The following is a 25,368-nucleotide window of genomic DNA, read 5'->3' as shown; positions in this document are numbered from 1 at the left end:
TATAGATTACGCTTTTAAAGGGGTATTATATTGAGAAAAAACCCTACTCTATTTCCCTTCTACTCACTAAAGGGGGTGGCAATCAGCTTCACCCAATTCATAAATAGTAGGTTAGCGTGGGCACGCCAAGTGACAAGTGGACCTTTCATTGGATCATCCTCACGATAATAATGCTTTGGAATCTCTACATCATCACGCTTACCAAGGTCACGATGATACTCCCTATCTAATGTTTCAGGGGCATACTCCAAATGACCTGTGATAAAGAATTCATACCTATTACGTGACCTTACAATAGACACCCCACTCTCCTTTGATTCGGCAATGATTTCGAGGTCATCAACTCGCTCAATATCCTCACGTCTTATCTCTGTATGACGACTCTGAGGCATACGAAAGACATCATCAAAACCACGAAAGAGAGGCAATTCAGGCTTTAAAGGAATCGTAGGGAAGATTCCAAACATCTTTTTTGATAGAGGATATTTCGGAATGTCATAGAAGTGATAGAGTCCTGCTTGTGCCGACCAACAGATGTAAAGCGTTGAACGCACATTCTCACGAGCCCAATTAAATATCTCCTGTAGTTCTGTCCAATAGTCCACCTCCTCGAAAGGCATTCCTTCAACAGGTGCTCCTGTGATAATCAAACCATCAATCTTCTCCTTGCTGAGTTCTTCAAGCGTATGATAGAAACGATTGATATGTTCCGCAGGCGTATGGATGGAAGTATGGCTCTTGAGCTTCATAAAACTGATGTCCAACAATAGCGGACTATTAGAAAGAAGGCGAATGAAATCAGTTTCAGTCGTAATCTTAAATGGCATAAGATTGAGTATGACTATGCGAAGTGGATGATAATCATCCTCCCTTACAAGCCCATCCTCTATGTTGATATGCTCACGCTTTAATATGTCTATGGCTGGAAGTCCATCGGGTAATCTTAATGGCATAAATCCTGTTCTTCTATTAGGAGTTTACCTACTCCTATATCACTTACGAAAAATCAGATACAAAGATAGTGATTAATTACCAATTGAACAAATACATCAGACAAATAAGGGAAACAAGAGAGATTAAATAATATAAAACCACGAATAAAATAGGAAGCAAACGTCCGTATTTATTCACATTTCATAAAGCCTTCTTTAAGTAAAGAAGTCCCCTCTGATTGGAGGGGACTGAGTCTATTACGTTTTAATATGAGCAAACGATACGTATGCCCTACATAAACTTATATCACAAGTTTCGTTTACCAAAGTTTCAGACGTTCATTCTCTGGGATGAAGAGCTTATCGCCCTCCTTCACACCGAACGCCTTATACCACGCATTGATATGAGGAAGAGCGCCATTCACACGCCACTCGCCAAGAGAGTGAGGATCACTCTTCACACGACTACGAATCTCGGCCTCTGTAATATTGTTTGCCCATACACCTGCATAAGCAATAAAGAAACGTTGTTCTGGAGTAAAGCCCATGATAACCTTACCTTTCTTGGCTTCTGGCGTCTTCTCGAAAGCATTGAAAGCCACCTCAAGACCACCATGGTCAGCTAGATTCTCACCTAATGTGAGCTTACCATTCGCATGAAGATCAGGCAAAACCTTAATAGCACTGAAGAAGTCAGCATACTTTCCTGTACGAGCCTCAAAGTTCTTTCCGTCCTCTTCTGTCCACCAGTCTGTCATATTACCATCCTTATCATAATGGCGTCCTTGATCATCAAATCCGTGCGTCATCTCATGTCCAATCACCACACCGATGGCTCCATAATTGAAGGCATCATCGGCCTTAGGGTCAAAGAATGGATACTGAAGAATACCTGCTGGGAAACAAATCTCATTTGTCGTAGGATTATAATAAGCATTCACCGTTTGTGGGGTCATCAACCATTCATCCTTATCAACAGGCTTACCAGCTTTCTCTTGAATAGTCACATTAGCCCAGAACTTACGGCATGCTTGAACGTTATCATAAAAAGACTTTGACGGATCTATTGTAAGTTTACTCAAATCTTTCCACTTGTTAGGATAACCCACCTTCACATAGAAGGTAGAGAGCTTCTCAAGAGCGGCTTTCTTTGTTGGCTCACTCATCCAATCCTGTGCTTTAATACGCTCGGCAAGGCTCACCTGCAAGTTTTTAACTAATTCCTCCATACGTTTCTTACTTGACGCTGGGAAATAACGCTCACAATATATACGTCCGAGTGGCTCGCCCATTTGTTCTTCCACTTGTCGTGTGGCACGTTTCCAACGAGGATAATCCTCCTTGGTTCCACGCATGGTCTTACTAAAGAAGTTGAAATATTCAGCACGTACATTATCGCTCAAACAATTAGCTGATGATAAGATTGCATCCCATTCCATTCGTGCACGGAGTTCATCTGCATTACCAGTAGATGCCAGTTTATCAACGCCAGCGAAGAATGAGGGTTGTCCAACCACCATTGTTTGAATGTCCTTACTCTGTATACCTTCAGCATTTGCCAATGATTCCAGAGGAAGATTAGGATATTTCTCCTTGAACTCATCAAGCGTCATCTTGTTGTAATTTGCCTCAACATCACGTAATTCTGTATTACTTTTTGAAATCAAAGCTAACATTGTTTCATAACGCATAATGGCATCACGACGTGCCTGAGCCTGTGTGTCAGAGAATCCAAAGAGTCGGAACATATTGACAATAAACTGGCGATAAGCATTACGAATCTCGCTCGTGGCTTTATCATTATCCAGATAATATTCCTTCTGACCAAGTGTTAAACCTCCTTGACCAAGATTTAATATGTTCTGTTTAGCATTCTTTTGGTCGGCATCAAAACCATATCCAAAAGGTACACCATATCCAAAAGTGGCATACTTAATCTGAAGATTGCGAAGATCGGTCAACGTTTTTGCATTCTCCATCTCGTCCAACAGAGGTTTAACAGGGCTTACGCCTTCCTTATTACGACGAACCGAATCCATAGCGAGCTTATAGAAATCGCCTAACTTTCTCTCTACCGAACCTTCCTTGCCCTGCTTTTTGAGCAAGTCTGTAAGGATTGTGTTAATCCGCTTGTTATTGTTCTCCTGTAATTGGTCGAACGAACCAAAGCGTGAGAAAGCGCCAGGAAGGGGATTGAGCTTTTGCCATCCACCTGTGGCAAACGTAAAGAAATCATCAGCCGGACGTACCGACTTGTCAAGATTTTCAGCCTTGATACCTGCCTGACCCTGTGCCATAGCAATAAAGGGGACAGATGCAAGGAGCATCATTGGTAAAAGTTTTTTGATACGCATAGTAAAAATATTTTTAATAAAATTAAAGCCTCAGAGTTTCCAACTCTTCCGACAGTATGAGCCATCGTTCATTCTCCTCATCGAGTTCACGCTGAAGACTGGTGTATTCTGTCACAAGCTCCATGTTCGAGGCATTTTCTGGTGTCATCAATAGATCATCCAATTCTTTCTTACGTGCCTCCAACTTGGCAATCTTGCTTTCGGATTCCTCCACAGCACGTTGAGCCTTACGAATCTTCTTCTGTATCTCTTTGCGTTCAGCGTAAGATAAGGACTCACCAGAAGCCTCCGAAAGGGAAGAAGCCTCCCCCGCCCCCTCCGAAAGGAGGGGAGCCCTATTTGCTGAAGATTTGTAATGATCGCCTTGCTTATCCTCCAATGTGCGAATTGGGGCTCTCCCCCTTTCGGGGGAGCTGGAGGGGGCTGGAGGGAGCTGGAGAGGGCTTTTCAACCAATCATATATTCCCCCTAAATGCTCTTTCACCTTACCTCCACCAAACTCATAGACCTTACTTACCAATCCATCGAGGAACTCACGATCGTGACTCACGATAATTGCCGTACCATCAAAGGCTTTGATGGCTTCCTTCAACACTTCCTTTGAGGCGATATCAAGGTGATTGGTAGGCTCATCAAGGATAAGAAGATTCACAGGCTCAAGCAAGAGTTTGATCATCGCCAAGCGTGAACGCTCACCTCCCGAAAGTACTTTGACATACTTCTCCGACGTCTCTCCACCGAACATGAATGCACCGAGCAAGTCGTTTATCCTCAGACGCATATCGCCTGTGGCGACCCTATCAATCGTTTCATAGATCGTAAGGTTCTCATCTAATAATTGTGCCTGATTCTGTGCGAAATAACCGATTTGTACGTTATGACCTATCTTCAGCGTACCATCAAAAGGAATCTCGCCCATAATACACTTCACAAAAGTAGACTTACCTTCACCATTCTTACCGACGAAAGCCACTTTCTCTCCTCGTTTAATAATAAGGTCGACCCCCTCAAACACTGTCTGACCTGGTCCATCACTATGCAATCTATTGGGATAAGTCTTCCCTAAGCCTTCAGCAATGATTGGATAATCTCCACTTCTCAGACAAGGAGGAAACTTCAGACGCATAGCTGAATTATCCACCTCGTCCACTTCTATTGGCACAATCTTCTCCAACTGACGAATGCGTTGTTGAACCTGTACGGCTTTGGTGGCTTGATAACGGAAACGCTCAATAAATGCCTTTGTATCGGCAATCTCCTTCTGTTGGTTCTCATACGCACGAAGCTGTTGTTCACGACGCTCTTTTCTAAGCACGAGATATTCGTCATACTTCACACGATAGTCTTCCACATGCCCACAGGTTATCTCCAGTGTACGATTCGTAACATTATTGACAAATGCTCGGTCGTGGCTCACAAGGACAACCGCCTTGGCACTCTGTGCAAGGAATTGTTCCAACCATTGGATAGACTCGATATCAAGGTGGTTCGTTGGCTCATCCAGTAGGAGTACGTCTGGACGACGGAGAAGAATCTTCGCCAATTCAATACGCATACGCCATCCACCAGAGAACTCACGTGTAGGACGATCAAAATCATCACGTGTAAAACCTAAACCTGTCAAAGTGCGTTCAATCTCTGCCTCATAATTCTCGCCTCCCATCATCATATAGCGTTCGTGCTCAGTCGTAAAGCGTTCAACGAGTTCGGCATAGCTATCACTCTCATAGTCAGTACGCTCGGCCATCTCCTGCTCCATCTTCTTGAGCTTCTCCTCCATCTTTGTCTTATCAGCGAAAGCCTTACGTGTCTCCTCCTTCACCGTTGTATCGTCAGAAAGTTTCATCACCTGTGGCAGGTATCCAATCGTCAAATCATTGGGTACTGATACAGCACCACTTGTTGGTTTCTGAAGACCACACAAGATTTTCAACATCGTCGATTTTCCAGCACCATTCTTTCCAACTAAGGCTATCCTATCTCGTTCATTGATGACGAATGAAACATCCTTAAACAAGGGCTTCACGCCAAATTCCACCGTCAGTCCGTCTATTGATATCATTTCTAATCTCTTTCCTAAATGTTCTTTGCAAAGATAATATATATTTCTGAGAACTAAAAATGCAAGATGACAAAACATTGCATTCTATCTACATACAAGGAATAATATTAAAGGGTATTTCTTCCAATCAAAGAGAGACTTTCCTTGTAATCAAAAGAGGCTTAATACCATTTAATTAGAGTATGAAATACTATCGGAAAACATCATACAATGAATATAGATTACAACATATTATTTCAAATGAAAGCACTGAATAAGTATCAGACTGTTTTCTCTCCATATTAACGTATTTTATCTCCACTCAGAACACACTGAATTGTAAGCCTTTCTCCGTACTGATAAACTCTGGGGCGTATGCACATTGAGCCGTGATGGTGCCCGTCGTATAAGTTCCTGAACGATCAAGATAATACTCCTGTTCTATTACATGCACGCCCTTGGGTAACATTCCGATAAACAAGTTAGTGCAATTATCTTTGACATCTAAATAATAAGAACAATCTCTACCATAACGATACCCACTCGTCTTATCAACAGGTTCCATACAAGCGGCACGCTTATCAATAATTTGTACAAAATCGAGATCTCGCGTACTAGTAAGCGTTATGCGCACTTTTACATGACTCCCCACCTGTAAAGCCCCAGCTTGTAAGGGGATGATTTCTCGCTTGACCTGCAATTCGCCCTTCGGGGCTTTTATGTCCTTGACGGATTGAATGGATTGAAAATAAAGGGCTCCAAAGCTGATATGAGTAGGTGAAACAGATTGAGAATCAGACGCTAATTCTGTTCCATTATATTTATCATTCAACCATAATCGTCCCTCACCTGACAAAGAAATATCTCTTATTCCGTTCAATTTATCAGCACTGAAAATATGCGTTTCTGTATCTCTAAACGTAGGAGCATCTGTAAGAGATTTTCCATTCAAGAAGGCGTAGATTGCATTCGCACTATTGATGGTCGTCAACCAGTATTGTGTGCGCTTTTCCTGCAAGAGCCATTGTTTCATTTGGGCAATCGTAAGACGATCTTCTGGCGTTATCATTTGTAGGGCTTCAAGAGCCGACACGTGGGACGGAATCTTGTAATCAAGCCATGAATACCCAGCACGCTGACTATCATAATAACGTCCTTTGAGTTGGTCATAAACCGTGTATTGCTTCAACGTCTCTACAAGCTGGCGGGCTTCTTTTTGCTCACCATAGTGATAAAGAAGGATGGCTGATTGTGCCAACGAATAGATATCATACGTGGAGACGTTTTTCTTTAAACTCCGTATAAGTTTTTTACTGTGTTTTGTGAGCGTCTCCTTTGAGCCACGCCCATCTAATGCACGTAGGTAAAGTTCCTCTAAGTCGGTCTTCCCCTGTCCTAAATAATGAAAACCTTTCTCCATCATCTCATCAATAGTTCGCTGGTGCCCAATCATAGCGTTAAGGCGAACAAGAAGTTCCATGACGGTCTCAGTGACCCACCGATTACCCGACATTCCCTTAAACCAAGCCCATGAGCCATCTGATTGTTGGAGTTCACGCAATCGTTCTGTCAAGTCTTTCTCATATTCCGATAGCTTTGATTCGTTTAGGAAATCAACTAAAGCCAACTTCTGTTCGGTTTCTTTTTTTGCCGTCAAAGTCCACGGAGTTTCTTGTAAAGACAGGGATTTTAATTCTTCATTTTTTTCAAGATTTGATATAAGATGTTTTCTTTCCACACTATCGCTCACCTCAAACAAACTTGGATGAGCCTTTGCCAATTCATGCCCCAGCCTTGTCGTATAATACGCCATAGCCTGACAAATCGCACATCCATCCACAGGGTGAGTGTAAGCGTGTAAGGCATCAATAATCATTGTCTCGGGATGCTTTGTATATTCCACCCGCAAACAAGGATAGATACCCTTATGCTCACTATTTGTCGGGAAGAGCTGATGGGGGTGGAGTGTCAGTTTTTCATTACCAACAAGTGTAAAAGGAATTGCTTGTGTAATGAGTTCTTTATTATCTAACACAGGGAGATAATGCTGTTCGCCATCACTCATTTTTCCATCCGTCACAATCACTTTACAAACGAGCAAGGAGGGCGTATTATTCATTGCTGGGATATAAGAAAAACTTACCACCTGCGTACTATCACTCTTCAGTTGGAAGGCTTGTGTCTCTGAATAGATGACCTTCTCATTCTCTGCATTGAGGAGGAGGAGGGTGGCTTTTCCATCTATATTTTTATCTGACACGTTAAATATTTTCGCACTCATACTTGCCTTATCTCCTATTCGAATGAATCGAGGGAGGTTAGTTTGAACCATCAGGTGTTTACGAGCCAATATTGCTGAGCGAATCAATCCATACTTCATGTCTTGGGTATGTGCCAAGCCCATGAATTGCCAAGAGGTAACACTCTCTGGTAAGGTGAAATTGAGCGTGAAATTCCCCTCTGTATCGCTCATCAAATTAGGATAGAAGAAGGCTAGTTCCGTAAAATTCTTTCTTATCGGAAGGTTGGTCAAATGTTGTAATTCTTCAGGGGAAAGAGTCAAAGTAGAGCTTGTCCTTTCTTCTGGGATATATATAGGAGAAATGGGGGCACGTGAGCCATAAAGGGAGGAAACATTCTTTATAACAGTCACACTTCCTGTAAGAGATTCTTTCTTCACAGAGCTATAACCTCTAACAACTACCTCCTGGAGTTGGTCACTGTTTTCTTTCATGGTCATATCCAATCGTGAACCATAGACCTTGCGCACAACACTCTGCATACCAATGTATGAGAACTGAAGCGTCTCGCCATAGTGCACCTTCAATCGGTAATGCCCGTCAATGTCGGTCACAGTGCCTAATCCATTTCGCTCGCATGACATGACAGTCGCCCCTATGATGGGTTCTCCATCTTCACCAACAACCTTACCTTCAACGATAATTTTTGCACCTCCAGCCAGTCCCATATCTAAGGAAGGATAATTGTAAGTGATTGAGGGTGAGTGAGAATAAGTGCTCATATAATAGGATAATAGCTTGTCCATTCCTAACCATTCGGCACGAACCTCGGTGAGTCGATCACCCAATGAAAACTTCCATTGATTCTCGGCAATCCTATCTAAAGCCCTGTCATAAAGTGTCGCCATTAACTGGGCACGCACAGGGTGACCATCGGGGGTAGAAACTTTCAGCGTCCATGTTTCTTTATCTCCTGGCACGAGTCTATCACGGAAAGTGGTCCATGAGAGATTCAAATTTTTATCATCGAGCCGACGATTAATCGTTTGATAAAAACTAAGGAATTGACCCTCTACATAGTAAGCATAACAAATGGTCATACCATCTCCATATTCTGGACGATAATTAAATGTGCGACTGACGATGGTATCGCTCAATTCTAAGGTTCCATTTTCTAATGTTTTTTCAGGGGTAAAGATGGAATAAAGCACGTGGATATTTCTCTTGCTCGTGCCGACATAAACTTTTACAGAAGAATTATCACCTTCTCCAAAATCAGAGCCTGTGGCATAGAACCACCCATTCATCTCTTCACACGGACGCTTATCATTTTCATCAAAGAGAATGAACGAATAACGAGCCGTATCACCTTCACAAGTCGCTATGAGCTCATTCCGACCTTTCTTTACATTTGCAGGCAAAGGTAGGGTGATAACACCGACAGAATGATTATCAGATTTGTCCGAAGGTTTCAATGTATATGTATCACTGGTCTCACAAGATTGAACATCACTTTCATAGCCTTTCAACCAATACTTAACTCGACCTTTCTGTAATACTCCACACCTGTTTGTAAGTAAGAAACAGAGTTGGGGCAAGTGATGAAGTTCTACTCGATAATCGCCATCTGATTGAATCGTAAGATGAGCCCGTTTGTCATCGGTATAGACGGTGTAATTAAACGTCTGTTGTTCACCAGTTCCATCAGTAATCGTACCATTGATTGAGAAGAAATTACGTGACACACCTGTTCTTACTGAACTATCGAGTTTCATTGGAATCAAGAATTGCCCTCTGTTATCAGTAAAGAGTGTATCTGGCTTTGTATTAGATAGATAGGTTCTATTTACAACCACCCTCGCACGTCTTACAGGTTCGCCCATCAGGTTTTGAGCCTTACCTTCTAGCGTGATACTATCGCCTAAAGCATAGCGCATTGTTGGTTTGGAAATTTCAATGGTGAATGTGGGGCGTTTGTATTCTTCCACACGAAAGGAAGCCACATTCCACCCTTCCCCTATCGTATAAGCACCATTGAGCGTTTTATTAGGTAAGGTGAAGGAGGTGTGTGCCGTGCCATAATCATCCGTAAAAATACTGACAGAATCAAGAATTTCTCCTTGTGGATTACGCAAGTATAGTTTTGTAAGTGCATTACTCCAAGCCTTTGTTTTTGTATGATTTATTTGATGACGTATAACCCCCACGTGGACAATCTGACCAGGTCGATAGACTCCTCTGTCAAGAAAAATATTCATGCGGGTGGTATCTGCTTTGTCAAGATCATAATCACTCAATCGGTCCACATCAATGGGAGGAAGGTGAGAGCCTTCTGGCGTAATAACATATAAGGAGGTGGAATCTTCATAATCATAGAGACGTAATTCGCCCTGACCATTTACGGCTATCGGTTTACCCTTATCCAACTGGATAGAAGCATTGTGAATGGGCTGATTGTCTTTTGCTCGCACGATTGCCAAACGAAGTGTATCACCAGCTTGTGGAAGGCTCATCAATCGAATGTCACTAACGAAGAACATTGTTCGCTCACCTATCGTCTTAGGATCAGTCTTCAATTCAAGAAGATACATACCAGCCTTGAGTTTTGGTAATTTAATTTCGTCTCGATACTGACGTAAACGATTGGTATTTGTCAAATTATATGTTTGTGAAAAGCATTTCCTACTATGTATCGTTTCATTCTCCACCATATCGTCTATATCATTGTCTTCCCAATTAAGATTCTTCTCTTTAATTTTTCTTACAACTACCTTTACATTGTTTACATTCTTATACGCCAACGTAAGCGTTCTCTCTTCATCAGTAGACCAAAGAGAACGCTCTTGGGCAAGAGATAGAGAGGAACGTGTCATGTCAGATACCATTTGTCGAAGAATATTGACACGAGGATAAGAAGTCCACTGACGAATGGCTCGCTCGGCATTAGCCAGTAAAACACTATCATTCACAAGTCCGTATTCTCGCTGGAGCTGACAATAGAGGATTGACGCCTCAGCCCCCTCCTTAATATCATGATAAGCTTGTGCAAGAGAATCTAACTGGTGAAGATAATTTGACTTTAAAAGACTGGCTTTATCCGTTGGCGCATTTTGTTTTAACATCTCTAGGGATGTAAAGAAGGTGGCTGGTCGATTACCTACACGCGAATAATAAGAATTGAGCGTGGAGAAATCACCCAAAGTATAGCCTATTATATGCAAGAGATCATAATGAAAATACTTGTCAATCGTATTCCCCTTTGTTTTCACACGTGTGTGCGCCAAGAGTTCAGGATGAGCCAAAGCGAGTTGAGCATACGCTTGTCCATCAGGGCTATCACTTTGCCCCAATGCACAAAGTAATGTACTATAAATGGAGGAGAGCACAGGCTCATTTCTACGCACAAGTGCTTCACGTTTTTTCAATCGTTCGGCATAAGGCAAGAGACTATCTGGAGCCCAATTCATCGTCACCATACGGCGTTCAACGCCAGCATTCAGAAGGATGTCATATCGTTTTTCTTGTTCAGCTTTTAGCATTAAATCGTCATACGCTCGTATTGCATCCTGTGGTTTACTTTGTGCAATACTTTGCGCATTATTCCACATTTGTTCAATCTTCTGTGCTCTTAGACCGAGAGAAGAGAACATCAAAAGGGGTATCAATAAGCTTATAATCCTTCTCATCTTATGGTTATTTGAGTAAATAAAATTTCAAAATAAGATTACTTAGACAGAATGACGTTTTTAGACAGAATGACAAAAGAACATATTGTTATGACAGATTATAATTTTAGACAAAATGATGTTTTTAGACAGAATGACAAAAGAACATATTGTTATGACAGATTTTGAAAACACAAGACTTGGAGCATTGAACTTTAAAGGTCAATGATTCAATACACAAAGGTAATTGATACAATGCTCAAAGATCAATGATACAATACCTAAAAAGCAATGACACAATGCTTTAAAAGCAATGTTCCAAGTTCAATGCTTAAAAGGTCAAAGCTCAATGGTCTATTGCTCGTATTTCAATAGATATGCGATGTTAGCCTTCTCAAACTTATTCAATTCTCGTGGACTAACCTCATTCTTCGTTGGTCGATACCATGATTGAGAAAGGAAATATCTACGAAGACGAGCGTCTTGGAATCGACGACCATGACGCGCATAAATAGAGTTCTTCAAAACTCTTATCTGACCACGATCAAGATATGCGATGTCGTTATAAGTAACATAACGTAAAGACAAGTAATCGTATTGCGTTCCCCAAACAACACCTGGTTGATAATTACGATAGGTTGTTGTGCGTCTTGGAATAGATGGTATCTGAGCCATTGCGCTTAATGATAACAAACAGAAGGATACCATGAAGAATACTTTTCTAAATAATTTTGCTTTCATAATTACGTTTATTTTGATGACTGCACAAATATAAATATTTTATTTGAAAATAACAAGTAAACGAGTGAATAAGTAAACGAGTAGACAAGTGAGCGAGTTAACAACTCGAATACTTGTTTACTTGCATTATTAATCGTATCTTTGCGGATATAAACACCTAACACCTATGTAAAATGAAACAGAACTTAAAGAATGTGATGATTGCCGTAGGGCTTGTTTGTACGGCTCTTACAGGGCAAGCACAAACGTCGAAGGCGCATAGTGCACAGATTGTTAGTAATTCACTTATGAAACAGAGTACATTACCTTTCAATGCCCCTGATTTCAGTAAAATCAAGGGGAATGATTATCTTCCAGCTATTCGCACGGCGATTGATGAACAGAGGGCTGAGATAAAAAAAATTACAGATAATAAGCAAAAGCCAACCTTCACTAACACCATATTGGCTTATGAACGGAGTGGAAAAAACCTAGAGCGTATATCAAATATTTTCTATGCATTGGTGTCAGCTGATAAGACACCCGAAATAGAAAAAGCGCAAGGAACTATCGTTCCATTGATGACCGACTTTGAGAATGAGATTAAATTTAATCAGAAGTTCTTTCAACGTGTGAAATATGTTTACGACCATGAGTACACAAAGCTCACGGGAGAAGACAAGAAACTACTGGAAGAGGTTTATAAAAGTTTTACTCATGCTGGGGCTTTACTTCCAAAAGAGAAGATGGCTCGTATGCAGGAGATTAATAAGGAGTTAGCCACACTCCAACAAGAGTTTGGTGATATGTTACCCAAAGCTGGAAACGAGGCCACTGTATGGGTCAACGATATCAAAGAGCTATCAGGATTGAGCGAGGCTGATATTGCCCAATGCAAGAAGGATGCAGAGAGTCGTGGAGGGAAAGCGCCTTATTGTATTGTAATTACAAATACCACCCAACAACCAATCCTTGCTAGTCTTGATAATCGTAATCTGCGTGAGCGTGTTTATAATGCGTCTATCCATCGCACGGATGGCACAGGGGCTTACAACACATTCCCTATCATTGTAAAGATTGCTCGCTTGCGTGCAGAGAAGGCTCAACTAATGGGTTATAAGAATTATGCATCTTATTCGTTGGAGAATACGATGGCGAAAAATACAGACAATGTATATGCTTTTCTCCGTCAGATGATTGAGGCTTATCAACCAAAGTCAGAGGCGCAAACAAAGGCGATTGAAGAGTATATGAATAGACAAGTGAACAAGTTGACAAGTGAGCAAGTCAATGCAAGTAACTCGTCAACCTGTCAACCTATCAACTCATCAACTTCTCTCCAACCTTACGACCGCTTCTATTATTCGGCAAAGATGAAGAAGGACCAGTATAGCTTTTCAGATGATGACGTGAAGCCTTACTTCAACCTTGATTCAGTGCTTGTGAATGGTATCTTCTATGCCGCTCATCGTGTCTATGGTCTTAGCTTCCGTGAGCGTAAAGATATCCCTACTTATAACAAGGATATGAAAGTGTTTGACGTGCTTGATGCTGATGGTAAGCAATTAGCTTTATTCTATTGCGATTACTTCCGTCGTCCAACAAAACGAGGTGGTGCATGGATGAGTGCTTTCCTCAAACAAAGTTCAGATAGAAATCAAAAACCATTAATTTATAATGTATGTAACTTTGCGAAAGCACCTGAGGGTCAACCAACGCTTTTAACGTGGGATGAGACTCAAACAATGTTCCACGAATTTGGACACGCTTTGCATGGTATGCTTTCTAATTGTAAATATAATACATTGAGTGGTACTGCCGTGTCACGTGATTTCGTTGAAATGCCATCACAATTCAATGAGTCGTTCGCCAGCATTCCAGAAGTATTCAATCACTATGCACGTCATTACAAAACCAACGAACCAATGCCTGATGCTTTGCGTGAGAAGATGCTCGGTTCACTCAATTTCCTTTCAGCTTATTCGTTGGGTGAGAATCTTGCAGCTACTTGCTTAGACATGGCTTGGCATTGCCTCTCATCTTCTGAAGTGCCGACGGCTCAAGAAGCACCAGAATTTGAAAAGAAAGTATTGTCAGAGATTGGTCTACTGAACAATCAAATTCCACCACGCTATTCCACTTCTTACTTCAACCATATCTGGGGTGGAGGCTATGCGGCTGGTTATTATAGCTATCTATGGAGTGAGGTATTAGCAGTAAATATTGCTGACTATTTTGCTGAACATGGAGCATTAACACGCAAGGTGGGTGACGACTTCCGACAGAAGATTCTCTCACGTGGAAACACTCGAGATCTAATGACAATCTTCTCCGATTTTACAGGTTTGAAAGCACCTAATACAAAGGCTTTATTGAAGGCAAGGGGGATGTAAAAGTCTCCCTCAACCGCCTCCATCAGTAATGCTGTGTTATCGAAGTCGATAAGCGTCGCAAATGCGTGGGATTGAGCATGAAGAATATTAAACAATAGAATATGAATCAAACAAAGAAAATCCTTGCCTACTTAGGTTGTATCGCGTTTACCATCTTGGGCGTATGGCTTCTTACCATAGATGACACCACAACAATGTATTCCCTTTGGAAACTAAGAGTTGCTGGCATCCTCTCCATCATCTTCTTTGGTGGTGTCGGTTTGTTTATGGCTTATAAAAAGGTAAAACTTCTCATAAACCATAAGAAAGAAATAGAATTTACCGATAGAGGTATCTCTATCTGGGGAGCTGAGGAAATATTATGGAACGAGATTGCCGACTTCTCCCTAATACGTTTTAAAGGTAACAGGTTGATAACCATTCAAATGAAAGACCCTGAAAAGGTTATCGCAAACGAATCTTCATGGATAAAACGCAAGACTATGGAGTATAAACTCAAGACTATCAACGCCCTCTACTCCTTCCCTGCCTATATGATGGATGGGCGAGCTGAAGAAGCACTTGCATTATGCAAACAGAAGTTGGCAAAACATAATTAATACCCACCTCCTACTCCTCCCGAAGGGAGGAGGGGTGATTACTCCTATCTGCTAAAAGACAATATCCACTTCACTATTCAAGCCCTCCTCCCTTCGGGAGGAGCTGGAGGTGGGTATTAGAGGGGAATACTCTCTTATCCCTTTAATATAATCAATAAATCTTATGGGAATGCTTTTTGTTCTTATTTTATGGGCAATCGTTCTTATAGTCCTATCTCTCATATTAGGACTGATAACGTTACCTTTCTCTTACTTCCTTTGCAAAAGGCAAAGGAAGAGGAAGATGGTTCTATCATTCCTCACACCAGGAGTATTTATTGGGGTATACGCTGTAAGTAGTTTTGTGTGTATGATTATCATTGCTATCATTCTTGGTTCTGACATTGGTATCGGTGATAGTTGGTCTATCCCACTAAAGAATGGTTATGAACTTACCTCAGTTGATACGCCCGAATATGCTAACATCAATCGCAGAAACGATCCGTTGCAAGAAAACCTTATTGATGGGATTACACATATACAAGTGGTTGGAGACTCTGTCATAGGAAAAGGGGCTGATGGAAACTACTTCATCTTCAACCTACAAAATGGTGACAAGGAAGACAACCTAAGCTATCAAAATCTCACAATAAAAATGAAATCAAGACCCATTACACTCGTTGATAATGATACCTACTATTGGGAACAACGCAAAGTACCCTATATAATTGCGGGCATCTTTTGCCTTCTTATAACCATTTTAGCAATAAAAACTCTTTGGCGAATAGGTCTAATTTACTAAGCTTTTATTTCATATATGTAACTTACCATTATTCCAACCCAAACCCTAAGACACATCAAAAAAACTACACAAAATGTATCTATCTAGCCCTCCTCCCTTCGGGAGGAGCTGGAGGTGGGTATTAGATCCTTATCATTCACTACATCTAAATCAAAAGAATATGAGCGACAATCTCTTACTTTATATCAGCTCTATTATCTGCGCACTCCTCACTATCTATCAGATATTCAATCGCCAGAAAAGAGCAGGTATCTTATCAGCTATTGTATTATTAGGTTACTCCCTCCCACTCTATTACCTCTTCTTCTTTCGTTCAGAACATGGGGCAGGTCTCACATGGTGGTTTTATCTCCTTGTGCTAAACCTCATATACATTCTCTCAACAGCGATACACCTTATTTTTAAGCGTATCAAGGGGAGATAAACTAAAATACAATATAAGGTTATTTATCCAAACAAATCTGAATGAGTACCAGTATCAATCAGCTGTAAGATTAGTTTATCATCATCTTGAAACCATATCAATAACCAATCAGGTTGTAAGTGACATTCCCAAAGCCCACGATACTTCCCCGATAACTTATGAGGCTTATAGTTTTGAGGGAGACTACCTTTCTCTACTAATATACGAAGAGCTGCCTCAAACACATGAGAATCCAATCCTCTTTTAAGACATTTTTTAAAAGAGCGTTTAAAGCTATTTGTATATTCAATTTTGTACATATAGCTTACTATCTCATCAATTGAGACATAAGTTCATCAACATCTTTAGCATGATGAAGATGTCCAGCCTTTAGATCTTCGATACTCTTATCAAGCCCATTCATTTCCTCTCGTTCAAAAGACCAACCCATTCGTTGAGCAAGTTCTTTTAAAAACCTAAGGTCAGAACTATTTGGAAGTCGAAGTCTTACAACCTCTGGATGTATTACAGACGTATTCATATCTAATTTATCCATTACGTGACAAATATACGATTTTAATATGATATTAACAAACATATAAAGTAAAAAACATCTATAAAAAAAGAGGATTCCTCCGCAGAAGAATCCTCATAATCTTTAGAAGTCACCAACCTCCCTATCCAATCCCTGCCTTAGCAAAGACTTAGAGGTGGGCTCTATTCTTTCCCTCCTTGAAAAAGCCAGACAAATAAATAGGAGTAAGCAATAACTCTCCCACTTCAGTATCTAGCCCTCCTCCCTTCGGGAGGAGCTGGAGGTGGGTCTTACTTTACCTTGTCAACAATAGCCTTAAAAGCTTCCTGATTGTTAACAGCGAGGTCAGCGAGCACCTTACGGTTGATCTCGATACCAGCCTTGTGCAATGCACCCATCAACTGGCTGTAGCTCATATCATAAAGACGAGCAGCAGCGTTGATACGCTGAATCCACAATGCGCGGAAGTTACGCTTCTTGTTACGACGGTCACGATAAGCATAAGTCAAACCCTTCTCATAGGTATTCTTTGCTACCGTCCAAACATTTTTACGGGCACCATAGTAACCCTTAGTCTGCTTCAGAATTCTTGTTCTCTTTGCTTTTGAAGCAACATGATTGACTGATCTTGGCATAGTTTTTCTTTCCTTTTAATTTGTTTGACTAATGAATTAACGAAGTCTGAGCAAGTCGCGTACCTGCTTCAAGTTTGTACCATCCACGAGCGTCTGGTGAACAAGATTTCTCTTCTGTTTCTTTGTCTTCTTAGTCAGAATGTGACTGTGGTAAGCGTGATGACGTTTAATCTTACCAGTACCGGTGAACGTGAATCTCTTCTTTGCGCCGGAATTTGTCTTCTGTTTTGGCATTTTTGTAAAATTTAAAATTGTTATTTATATTCATCTGTGGCAACGTATATACCAGGACGTTACGCACAGGTTGCCCATGTCGCCCCTCATAACGAGGAGACACCCAACGGGCGTTAGTCAATATTCAGTTTCTTCAATGCGTCAGCACCATTCTTAGCGTTGGCAAACAAACCGCCATCCGTCTTTGGCTCCTCGCTGACGCCCTCAGCACCTGCCTTTGCACCAGCCTCAGCCTCCTCACGGTCGCGCTTCTGCTGACTCTTCTTGGCAACACCTGCCTTCTTAGGTGCAAGATAGAGGAACATCTTCTTGCCTTCGAGTTTCGGAAGCTGCTCTACCTTTGCAAGCTCCTCAAGATCGTTAGCAAAACGAAGCAATAACACCTCGCCCTGCTCCTTAAACAGAATCGAACGACCACGGAAGAACACGTATGCGCGTACCTTATTACCTGCATTGAGGAACTCCTGCGCATGCTTGAGCTTAAACTTATAGTCGTGCTCATCCGTCTGAGGACCAAAACGAATCTCCTTCACCTCCTGCTTTACCTGCTTCTGCTTCATCTCCTTCTGATGCTTCTTCTGCTGGTAGAGGAACTTAGAATAGTCGATGATACGACAAACCGGTGGCTGTGCGTTAGGAGAAATCTCCACAAGGTCAACTCCCTCTTTCTGAGCCAATTCCAACGCTTTTCGCGTAGGCATAACCTCAGCTCCATCATCACTTACCACACGTACTTCCCGAACGCGAATCTGCTCGTTCACGCGGTACTTCATTTTCATTTTGTCATTCTTCATTCAACTATTTTAAAGTGTCTAAATTCGCTAAACGCGTGCAAAGTTACTATTTTCCAAACGATTATCCAAGCATTTTTACTTATATTTTTCACAGATAAGGATAAAAAAAGCCCCACCCGACCTCTACAGCCCCACCCGACCTCCCCGAAAGGGGAGGAGGCAAATTTGCAAGTATTTTGCTGAGACTATCAGAGAAAAAACAAGATTTCTTAATCCCCTCGTGTGCGCATAGGCTCCTCCCCTCCCTTCGGAGGGGTCGGGGGAGGCTTCTACAAACAGCTCGACATACCCAGCGTTGTAGCAATGGCTGTGAGCACAGAGATAATCACATTAAGAATTGTTTTCCACTTTTCGTTTTTCATACTTTTGATCTTTTGAATTTATTAATTTTTGAACTTTGAATTATGAACTTTGAACTTTAGGGGTATCCCGCTATTCACTCCCCTCTCCACTCGGAGAGGGGTTGGGGGTGAGGCTGGTTGTGGGGCTTCCCTATCATCCAACCACAGGACCCTCAGGCTGTTCGCCCCCTTCTGAATGCGTGTTATTCTTCTCCACCTTCTTGTCCCCCTTCTTGCTCTCCTTGATGGACTTATCGTACTTATCGTACTCACGCAGGTGAACAGATTGCTTCAAACGAGCCGCCATCAACGAACCAGATGCCCTTGCACGCAAGTGAGGTTTGTAAATATGCTTCGCAGGATTGAAGTCCGCCAACTTCTCCGCACCCTGACTGCGAATACCCGCTGAGAAGATAGCCAAGTCTGGGATTTTCACTGCCACACCCTCCAGTACCAACTCACGGATGCAAGCCACCATATCGGTCAGCACACCAGCGATAGCACCCTTAGAATAAGGCGTGTTATGGGCAGACATATACTCCGCCAACTTCTCCAAATCGTAGGTCTGAACGACCACCGAACGCGCATACCAATATCCCTTACGCTTACTGGTCTTGCGATTGTCTTGATAAACTTTGTAATGAATCATAATGTATTAACTTTGAGGTTTGAACTTTGAACTTTATGATTAGCACTACGAATGACACTAATAACACGAATCATTATTGCTAATTAATTTGTGCAATTCGCGTAATTCGTAGTTAACTTTGAGGTTTGAATTTTAGACTTAGAATTATGTTTGACCTTACTAACGTTAATCTTTAACGCTAAGAACGCTAATCTCCAAGCATAAGAGCACTAACTTCTAAACATCTTGGGGCTTATCTTTTTATTCACTCCCCTCTCCATTACTTCCCTTCGGTCAGTGACCGTTGGTTCGGGGAGATCGGGTGGGCTTTCTGTTCTCTGTTTGCAAAGGTAAGCAACTTTATTCAGAAAGCAATCGTTTTTTGGGGTACTGGAGTAACAAGTTCCGCAAATGCCTTTGTAACTATCTGTTTTACAGAGAGATAAGCAAAAATAGAGAAACCCCTACAGCCTCCCCCGACCCCTCCGAAGGGAGGGGAGTGCCTATGCGCACACGAGGGATAGGGCTGGGCTCTTTATCTGATAGTTTTCTGCAAAATACTTGCGAACTTGCACATCCCCTCCTTTCGGAGGGGCTTGGGGAGGCTGTAGGGTGGGGCTTTTATTCCCAATCACACAATCACAATCACAAAATCACAAAAAGGATTTTCAATGTGTAAAAAAAGGGTTCTTATATAATATAATACCTTATTAATAAATAATAATATATAATGATACATTATTTACATAAAAGAAAAGCATAATACTACCATAATTGATTTTGTGATTTTGTGATTGTGATTTTGTGATTATTAGCTTTTCAATTACATGACTTTTAATTGCACAACTTTCTGATTATGCGACCTAACATTTTGCCTTCAATTATTTGTTAATTATAAATATTTTTCGTAAATTTGCAAGAGCAATCCTAAAAGCTCATTAGCAAGGCAAAATGTTTCTCCTGCGTTTATGGCTTACAGAACTGTGAAAAAACTATTATCAGACAAAAACAATCTCTTTACCAAAAAAAATATAACAAAAACAATCTGCACAATGATAAGATTCTCACTTTATAACTACATGTTTGAGAAGTGCGCCGAAGACGACTTCTTCTACGACGAAGAGCGCCAGCAAGAAGTTGAGAGGAATTTCATCCACCGACAAAAATGCTTTGACGATGTGTTTATTGATGATTTCAATAACGAAAAACGCATTAACTTCACCAACGCACGAGGCACGCAGTATCTTCATCGTTTCCTCTTAGCACCTTACAGAGAAGAAGGCGTTTACATACTGATGATTCTCAACAACTGCCGAGGAACACGACACGACGAACAACTCAATTCGATCCCCTTTGATGACTATCGACGTTGCATAATTATTATTGACAATCGACCTGGCGTGCAGCTCCTCGCTATAGAGAACTCAACAACAGCATTTCGAACGATGAAATCGGTGGAAAATATCCTTGAAAAAACATTCTCAAGAATCATGGCACAACGATTCTCTCTAAAAGTAAGTATCAGAAATCTATACAATTCATCCTGCTTCTGGGAGATTGTTAACGATCGAAACCGCTACCCCAGAGGCTTCCGAAAAGTGGAATTTACATGGCCCAAACCTAACCTCGAGCGACTCGCAAAGCGTTTCGAGTTTATCCAAGGAATCCGCAAAGACACGAACGCAGGAGTGAAACTTGTCACCGATGCTGGCGCAGGCAACGCTGTGCATTTGAATGCGAAAGACAAATGGACAAGAGATGTTGTCGAGGTAGCAAGCGATATTGGTGGAGACGCATCTATCAGTCTGACACCCAACGGCAGTAGAAAAAAGATTAACGTCGGGAAAGATAACTACAGATACATCAACTTCGAGGATGCAACCTTCAGCAATATGAGTCTCGACAACCCAGAACTCTATCCAAAAGAGCATCTTAAAGCATTGATAAATAAAATTGAAAAAGACTTACAGGAATATGGAGATTCTGACAGACTATGACAATGAGGTCTACAAGACGCAGGTAATGAACTCACCAGAGGGTTCGCTCTTTAAACAATGGGCATCGCCACTCAACCGCCTGCAAAGAGAGAAGGGAGAAATCTCTGTGATGGACATCTGGCAAACGAGTACACAATGCATTGAAAAACTCTACCAAGCAGGGGGAAATAAAATTGACGAAATCCCCTTTATCTACACCTCATTAATCAAAGAGTGTAGCATTATCAAGCAGGGAAGAAACACCATCAATCGCACAAGAGCTGAAGCTGAAGCGTCAGCACAACTCATTATGACCGTAACAGCCACAAGAAGTCTGAATTATATTCAACCTGGACACGAGGAGGATCCTGTAAGTGAGAACGATGGTGTCGTACTGAAAATAATGAACGAAATAGGGAAACCCGCTTTCGATAAGTATGCTGAACTCTTCTTCTCTCAGAAGACTAACATTTATGGTGAGAAGATTGTCATTGACAGCTATAACCCCTTCACCGCAAAAGATGCAAACACCACCCCCACCCTACAGAAGGAGGCACGCAGAAAGAAAATCCTAACAACTCTCTTTGATAAGACAAGGGGCTTAGAACAGCTCTTTGGCAGCTCCGACTACGAAAATCTAAAGCAATGCTTTGAAAACATCTGCAACGACGACACCCTCCTCCCCCGCTTCGAGATGACAATGCCCAACGCCAACCCGTGGGGAATAAACAAGAAGATGGCACTCAACATCATCGCCATCTTCGTAAAGCTCCGAAACCTTACCCACATCACCATGAACGCCATCAACAAAGCCATCGGCGGAGGCAACAACAGCCCTTACCTCACTCACCACCGCCCTTACAACGACAACCGCACCGCTTTCGGCATCACCACCGACAACTATAATGCCATCGTCAGAATCATTGAGGGGGTGTAAAGCTGCACCACACCACTACTAAATAATTTTTTTCAAACAGATACTAAAAAACAAAGTAAGATTTTGATTTTATTGAAACAAGAAACATCAAAAGATCTACCTTGCTTGTAGAACATCTAATAACTTTTTAGCACACAGAGACATCCTAATTTTCTGCCTCTAAGTTTTGCTGCAAGAAACTTAAACAGGGTAAAAACACCTTATAGAAAAGCAAAAATTGAATCATTACCTTTACAGTCAAAAAAGAAAACTACTCTAAGTTTTGCTACGGAACGAAAGGAGAATTTGCAGAGTGTTAAACAGACCTGTCACAGAGATACAAGGTCTATGGAAAAAGAGTGTATATCGATTGCATGGAGTAATAAAGCAGACTCAGCTACCCCAGTGAAAATATTAGGTGCCAAGTAATCAGTTTTCTCAGATTTAATTTGTATCTTTGTAACATCAATCGTCGATTCTACTACTTGGATTTTTGATACATTTAGATATGTACTATACAATAATTTTGACAGTTACCAGTGAATCAAGGCTTTACAAGTTGAGTAAATCGCGTATTGTGAAATAAGAAAGCATCACAGAAATAATATATCTGACACAAACATTTAAATAAGGACACATCGCTTCTTTTGGCGATTAAATCGTATGCGTTAAAGACATAGAGAATTATGAAGAAAAAACTTATTATAGACAATATTGGTCCTATAGATCATGTTGAACTTGACTTGAAACGTGTTAATGTGATTATCGGTCCTCAAAGTGCAGGAAAAAGCTGCATTTTGAAGATTGCATGTTTCTGCGCATGGGCTGAAAAGAGAATACAGCTGGAACAAGACGACAATAGTTTTAAAGATTCCGCTTTTATAAAAAGCAATTTAATCAACTTCCACAAACTTGGAGGATTCTTTGTCACGGGAAATGGTGCTAAGTTCAGATATGAAACTAATCATCTGTGGATTCAGTACGAATTTGACAAGGATGAAGCAGCCTTTAGCTGGGATTGGGTTGATTCAAGTCGTTGGAATTACAAAAGAACTCGTATTTCTTATATTCCTGCTGAGCGAAATGTCATAGCAGCTATCCCTAATTGGCTTGAAGTATCAATGAAATATAACTATATTCGTAACTTCATAAGCGATTGGATGCTGACAAGAACATTCTATACCAATCAGAATAAATTAGACGTGCTCGGTCTTGGCGTACAGTATTATTTTGACAAACAGACAGGTCAAGATTATATCGAACTGGAGAATGGTAAAGTCCTACAATTCACAAATGGGTCGAGCGGTATTCAGTCGTCAATTCCAATGTTGGTCTATCTTGGCTACCTATTTGAATATCAGTATAAGCCTGGACAGTATGGCAAGATAGCAGTTGATGCAGAGAATGAAGTAATACTGGACCACATTTACAAAAAGAAACGGTATAACTATGGGTTGAAGCCGTATAAAGAGACTAACTCTTCATATATTGGGAAGATTGGTATGGGAGTAAGAGCTTTCAAGTCCGAAGAAGAATATAAAGAATGTAAAGAGCTTTTCAAAGCATATACCAAGACATGTAGTTCAGACATTTATCTTGAGGAGCCAGAACAGAACCTCTTTCCTAAGACCCAAGTAAGACTAATATATGAGCTGTTGAAAAATAGTAAAAAACATGAAGACAGCATTTTCATAGCAACTCATAGTCCGTATATACTTTATGCATTGAATAATGCAATGTTAGCTTATTACGTAAAGGACACTGTCATTGATGAAATGAAAGATGAGATTTCATGCTTGAAGTATGGCTACAATCCAGAGAAAGTTTCGGTTTGGCAGATAGATGAAGGACGTCTTGTTGGTATGAGCGATAAGAATTTCACAATACAAGATTCCAAGCATCTTATTCGCAAGAACTTCTTTGATTCGATAATGGGTGATGTAATGAACGACTTCAATAATATGCTCAATTTTTATGAATAGTGAGAGGTTTTCCGACGATTTGATTATTGTTGACTATACAGACTTTCATCAGCGTCACCCTGATGAGAAAGTCCCATCTGAAGGGGTATGTTTTATTGATAAGCCTGACAACAGGTTGGGTGCGTTCTATATACTAAACCCCAAAAAACATTCATACGAGGCTATCAATCTGGAAGCCAATCCAGGACTTGTGACGGACGAGCAGGGACGTCCCGTCAAACAGTGCGAGTGTATCTGCCGCGCAGAAAGAGAAAGGGGGAAAAGGTGGGCTTTGTTGTTAGAGTTGAAGTACTGCACTGAGGAAAATATACCTGACAATATGCAAAATGCCTTTTTAAAGTTAGACTCATGTTATGATTTCTTAGTCAGAAAAAAGTTTTTTGCAGATTATCCTTATAGAATCTATTGGGTTATATCTCATCCTGAACATGAAACTATACAGCCTTTCAGTAATTTCATAAACAACCAAGACCGGTTATTGGGATTAAATGATAAAGGCATAAATTTTATATACAGCAATGCTATTAAAATCCTTACTCCTGAGTATCTGATAAAATCAGAAATACCACGAAGATATCAATCCACACAGCCATAATATCTATGATAACTATTTTCATGGAAATAAGTAATATCATAAAGAAAAATCTTTAAGAAAATACGTAAAGCTCCATTTGATAAATACAAACTTATAATTTGAAACTTACTTTCTTTTTAGAGGTAATGAAAAGAACCATATCAGCACTCAATACTGAGTTTGATATGGCTCTTTTATTTTAAAAGTTACAAATGCTAACTTAGAGCTATATCCATCTTGATTTTTTGAACACACCCTCTTGTAGCAAGCCGTATAGCTTAAAACTTATTGCAGTATTTATCATATGAAGAACGAATTCTACAGTTTAATAAATCCATTATAATATTCTATAATTCTCGACAACAATTATAAGCTATTTTCGTAACCTATTGATTATCAGTTTATAATTTTTTGATAATAAAAAATATTTTTTTTATAAAGCCTTTGCAAGGTTGAGCTTCATGCCAACGCTCCCTGTCTATAACTTTGTACTCACGTCACAGTTAGAATGACTTGACGTGGGTTTTCTCTTTCGAGAGATTACACCTAAAGATCAGACAGATTGTTTCACCCGAGCGGAGTGGGCAGGAGGAATCTCATGAGGTAAAGCTGCGCAGCGTTTCCC

The 25,368-nt window shown here is 40.8% G+C and carries 20 protein-coding genes; 8 read left to right on the top strand and 12 right to left on the bottom strand.

Annotated features, from left to right (window positions below):
* Positions 1-59: 59 nt before the first annotated feature.
* The 5 genes from metA to HMPREF9969_RS11670 all read right to left on the bottom strand — a co-directional run bounded on the left by metA (position 60) and on the right by HMPREF9969_RS11670 (position 11,973).
* Positions 60-953 (bottom strand): homoserine O-succinyltransferase, encoded by an 894-nt coding sequence (gene metA / locus HMPREF9969_RS11690; protein WP_009436048.1) that lies wholly within the window; start codon positions 951-953, stop codon positions 60-62.
* A 299-nt stretch (positions 954-1,252) separates the two neighbouring features.
* Positions 1,253-3,286, bottom strand: a complete 2,034-nt coding sequence (locus tag HMPREF9969_RS11685) for a M13 family metallopeptidase (RefSeq protein WP_009436060.1) — start codon at positions 3,284-3,286, stop codon at positions 1,253-1,255.
* Positions 3,287-3,308: 22 nt separating this feature from the next.
* Positions 3,309-5,348 carry an ABC-F family ATP-binding cassette domain-containing protein gene (locus HMPREF9969_RS11680; RefSeq protein ID WP_009436053.1) on the bottom strand — a complete coding sequence of 680 codons (2,040 nt, stop codon included), beginning with the start codon at positions 5,346-5,348 and terminating at the stop codon, positions 3,309-3,311.
* 301 nt (positions 5,349-5,649) lie between these two features.
* A complete protein-coding gene (locus HMPREF9969_RS12305; RefSeq protein ID WP_232212678.1) occupies positions 5,650-11,253 on the bottom strand; it encodes an alpha-2-macroglobulin family protein in 5,604 nt (1,867 codons plus the stop codon).
* Between the two features lie 333 nt (positions 11,254-11,586).
* Positions 11,587-11,973 carry a YARHG domain-containing protein gene (locus HMPREF9969_RS11670; RefSeq protein WP_232212677.1) on the bottom strand — a complete coding sequence of 129 codons (387 nt, stop codon included), beginning with the start codon at positions 11,971-11,973 and terminating at the stop codon, positions 11,587-11,589.
* 173 nt (positions 11,974-12,146) lie between these two features.
* Between HMPREF9969_RS11670 and HMPREF9969_RS11665 the strand changes: the two genes are divergently transcribed.
* The 4 genes from HMPREF9969_RS11665 to HMPREF9969_RS11650 all read left to right on the top strand — a co-directional run bounded on the left by HMPREF9969_RS11665 (position 12,147) and on the right by HMPREF9969_RS11650 (position 16,149).
* The gene (locus tag HMPREF9969_RS11665; protein WP_009436054.1) at positions 12,147-14,345 is read left to right on the top strand and encodes a M3 family metallopeptidase; all 2,199 of its coding nucleotides are present in this window, start codon (positions 12,147-12,149) and stop codon (positions 14,343-14,345) included.
* Positions 14,346-14,446: 101 nt separating this feature from the next.
* Positions 14,447-14,944 carry an STM3941 family protein gene (locus HMPREF9969_RS11660; protein WP_009436013.1) on the top strand — a complete coding sequence of 166 codons (498 nt, stop codon included), beginning with the start codon at positions 14,447-14,449 and terminating at the stop codon, positions 14,942-14,944.
* A gap of 283 nt (positions 14,945-15,227) precedes the next feature.
* Positions 15,228-15,725 (top strand): hypothetical protein, encoded by a 498-nt coding sequence (locus HMPREF9969_RS11655; RefSeq protein WP_232212676.1) that lies wholly within the window; start codon positions 15,228-15,230, stop codon positions 15,723-15,725.
* Positions 15,726-15,885: 160 nt separating this feature from the next.
* Entirely contained in the window at positions 15,886-16,149 is a 264-nt protein-coding gene (locus HMPREF9969_RS11650; RefSeq protein ID WP_009436045.1) for a hypothetical protein, read from the top strand.
* Positions 16,150-16,172: 23 nt separating this feature from the next.
* Here HMPREF9969_RS11650 and HMPREF9969_RS11645 read toward each other — a convergent pair whose 3' ends face one another.
* The 7 genes from HMPREF9969_RS11645 to HMPREF9969_RS11620 all read right to left on the bottom strand — a co-directional run bounded on the left by HMPREF9969_RS11645 (position 16,173) and on the right by HMPREF9969_RS11620 (position 19,316).
* Positions 16,173-16,448 (bottom strand): type II toxin-antitoxin system YafQ family toxin, encoded by a 276-nt coding sequence (locus HMPREF9969_RS11645; RefSeq protein WP_009436030.1) that lies wholly within the window; start codon positions 16,446-16,448, stop codon positions 16,173-16,175.
* An 8-nt stretch (positions 16,449-16,456) separates the two neighbouring features.
* A complete protein-coding gene (locus tag HMPREF9969_RS11640; protein ID WP_155716389.1) occupies positions 16,457-16,669 on the bottom strand; it encodes a hypothetical protein in 213 nt (70 codons plus the stop codon).
* A gap of 284 nt (positions 16,670-16,953) precedes the next feature.
* Positions 16,954-17,298 (bottom strand): 50S ribosomal protein L20, encoded by a 345-nt coding sequence (gene rplT / locus HMPREF9969_RS11635; RefSeq protein WP_004383393.1) that lies wholly within the window; start codon positions 17,296-17,298, stop codon positions 16,954-16,956.
* A gap of 36 nt (positions 17,299-17,334) precedes the next feature.
* Positions 17,335-17,532, bottom strand: a complete 198-nt coding sequence (gene rpmI / locus HMPREF9969_RS11630) for a 50S ribosomal protein L35 (RefSeq protein WP_009436018.1) — start codon at positions 17,530-17,532, stop codon at positions 17,335-17,337.
* A 113-nt stretch (positions 17,533-17,645) separates the two neighbouring features.
* Complete coding sequence (gene infC, locus HMPREF9969_RS11625; protein ID WP_009436028.1) at positions 17,646-18,326, bottom strand: translation initiation factor IF-3; 681 nt, start codon at positions 18,324-18,326, stop codon at positions 17,646-17,648.
* 269 nt (positions 18,327-18,595) lie between these two features.
* Positions 18,596-18,688, bottom strand: a complete 93-nt coding sequence (locus HMPREF9969_RS12935) for a smalltalk protein (protein WP_156787987.1) — start codon at positions 18,686-18,688, stop codon at positions 18,596-18,598.
* Positions 18,689-18,821: 133 nt separating this feature from the next.
* Complete coding sequence (locus HMPREF9969_RS11620; protein WP_009436009.1) at positions 18,822-19,316, bottom strand: DNA-binding protein; 495 nt, start codon at positions 19,314-19,316, stop codon at positions 18,822-18,824.
* A gap of 1,031 nt (positions 19,317-20,347) precedes the next feature.
* Here HMPREF9969_RS11620 and HMPREF9969_RS11615 point away from each other — a divergent pair.
* The 4 genes from HMPREF9969_RS11615 (at position 20,348) to HMPREF9969_RS11600 (ending at position 24,764) form a co-directional block, all read left to right on the top strand.
* On the top strand, positions 20,348-21,292 hold the full coding sequence (locus HMPREF9969_RS11615) for a hypothetical protein (protein WP_009436042.1): 945 nt from the start codon (positions 20,348-20,350) through the stop codon (positions 21,290-21,292).
* A complete protein-coding gene (locus tag HMPREF9969_RS11610; RefSeq protein WP_009436052.1) occupies positions 21,270-22,208 on the top strand; it encodes a hypothetical protein in 939 nt (312 codons plus the stop codon). Before HMPREF9969_RS11615 ends, HMPREF9969_RS11610 begins: the two co-directional genes overlap by 23 nt.
* Before the next feature lie 665 nt (positions 22,209-22,873).
* A complete protein-coding gene (locus tag HMPREF9969_RS11605) occupies positions 22,874-24,169 on the top strand; it encodes an ATP-binding protein (RefSeq protein WP_009436067.1) in 1,296 nt (431 codons plus the stop codon).
* Positions 24,162-24,764: a hypothetical protein gene (locus HMPREF9969_RS11600; protein ID WP_009436022.1), complete on the top strand. Its 603-nt coding sequence runs from the start codon at positions 24,162-24,164 to the stop codon at positions 24,762-24,764. The genes HMPREF9969_RS11605 and HMPREF9969_RS11600 overlap by 8 nt, the downstream gene beginning before the upstream one ends.
* The last annotated feature ends 604 nt before the right edge of the window (positions 24,765-25,368 follow it).

This window comes from Prevotella sp. oral taxon 306 str. F0472 (genome assembly GCF_000257925.1).
Taxonomy (GTDB): domain Bacteria; phylum Bacteroidota; class Bacteroidia; order Bacteroidales; family Bacteroidaceae; genus Prevotella; species Prevotella vespertina.
Note: the sequence above shows the minus strand (reverse complement) of the source record. Positions and strands in the feature narration are given on the sequence as shown.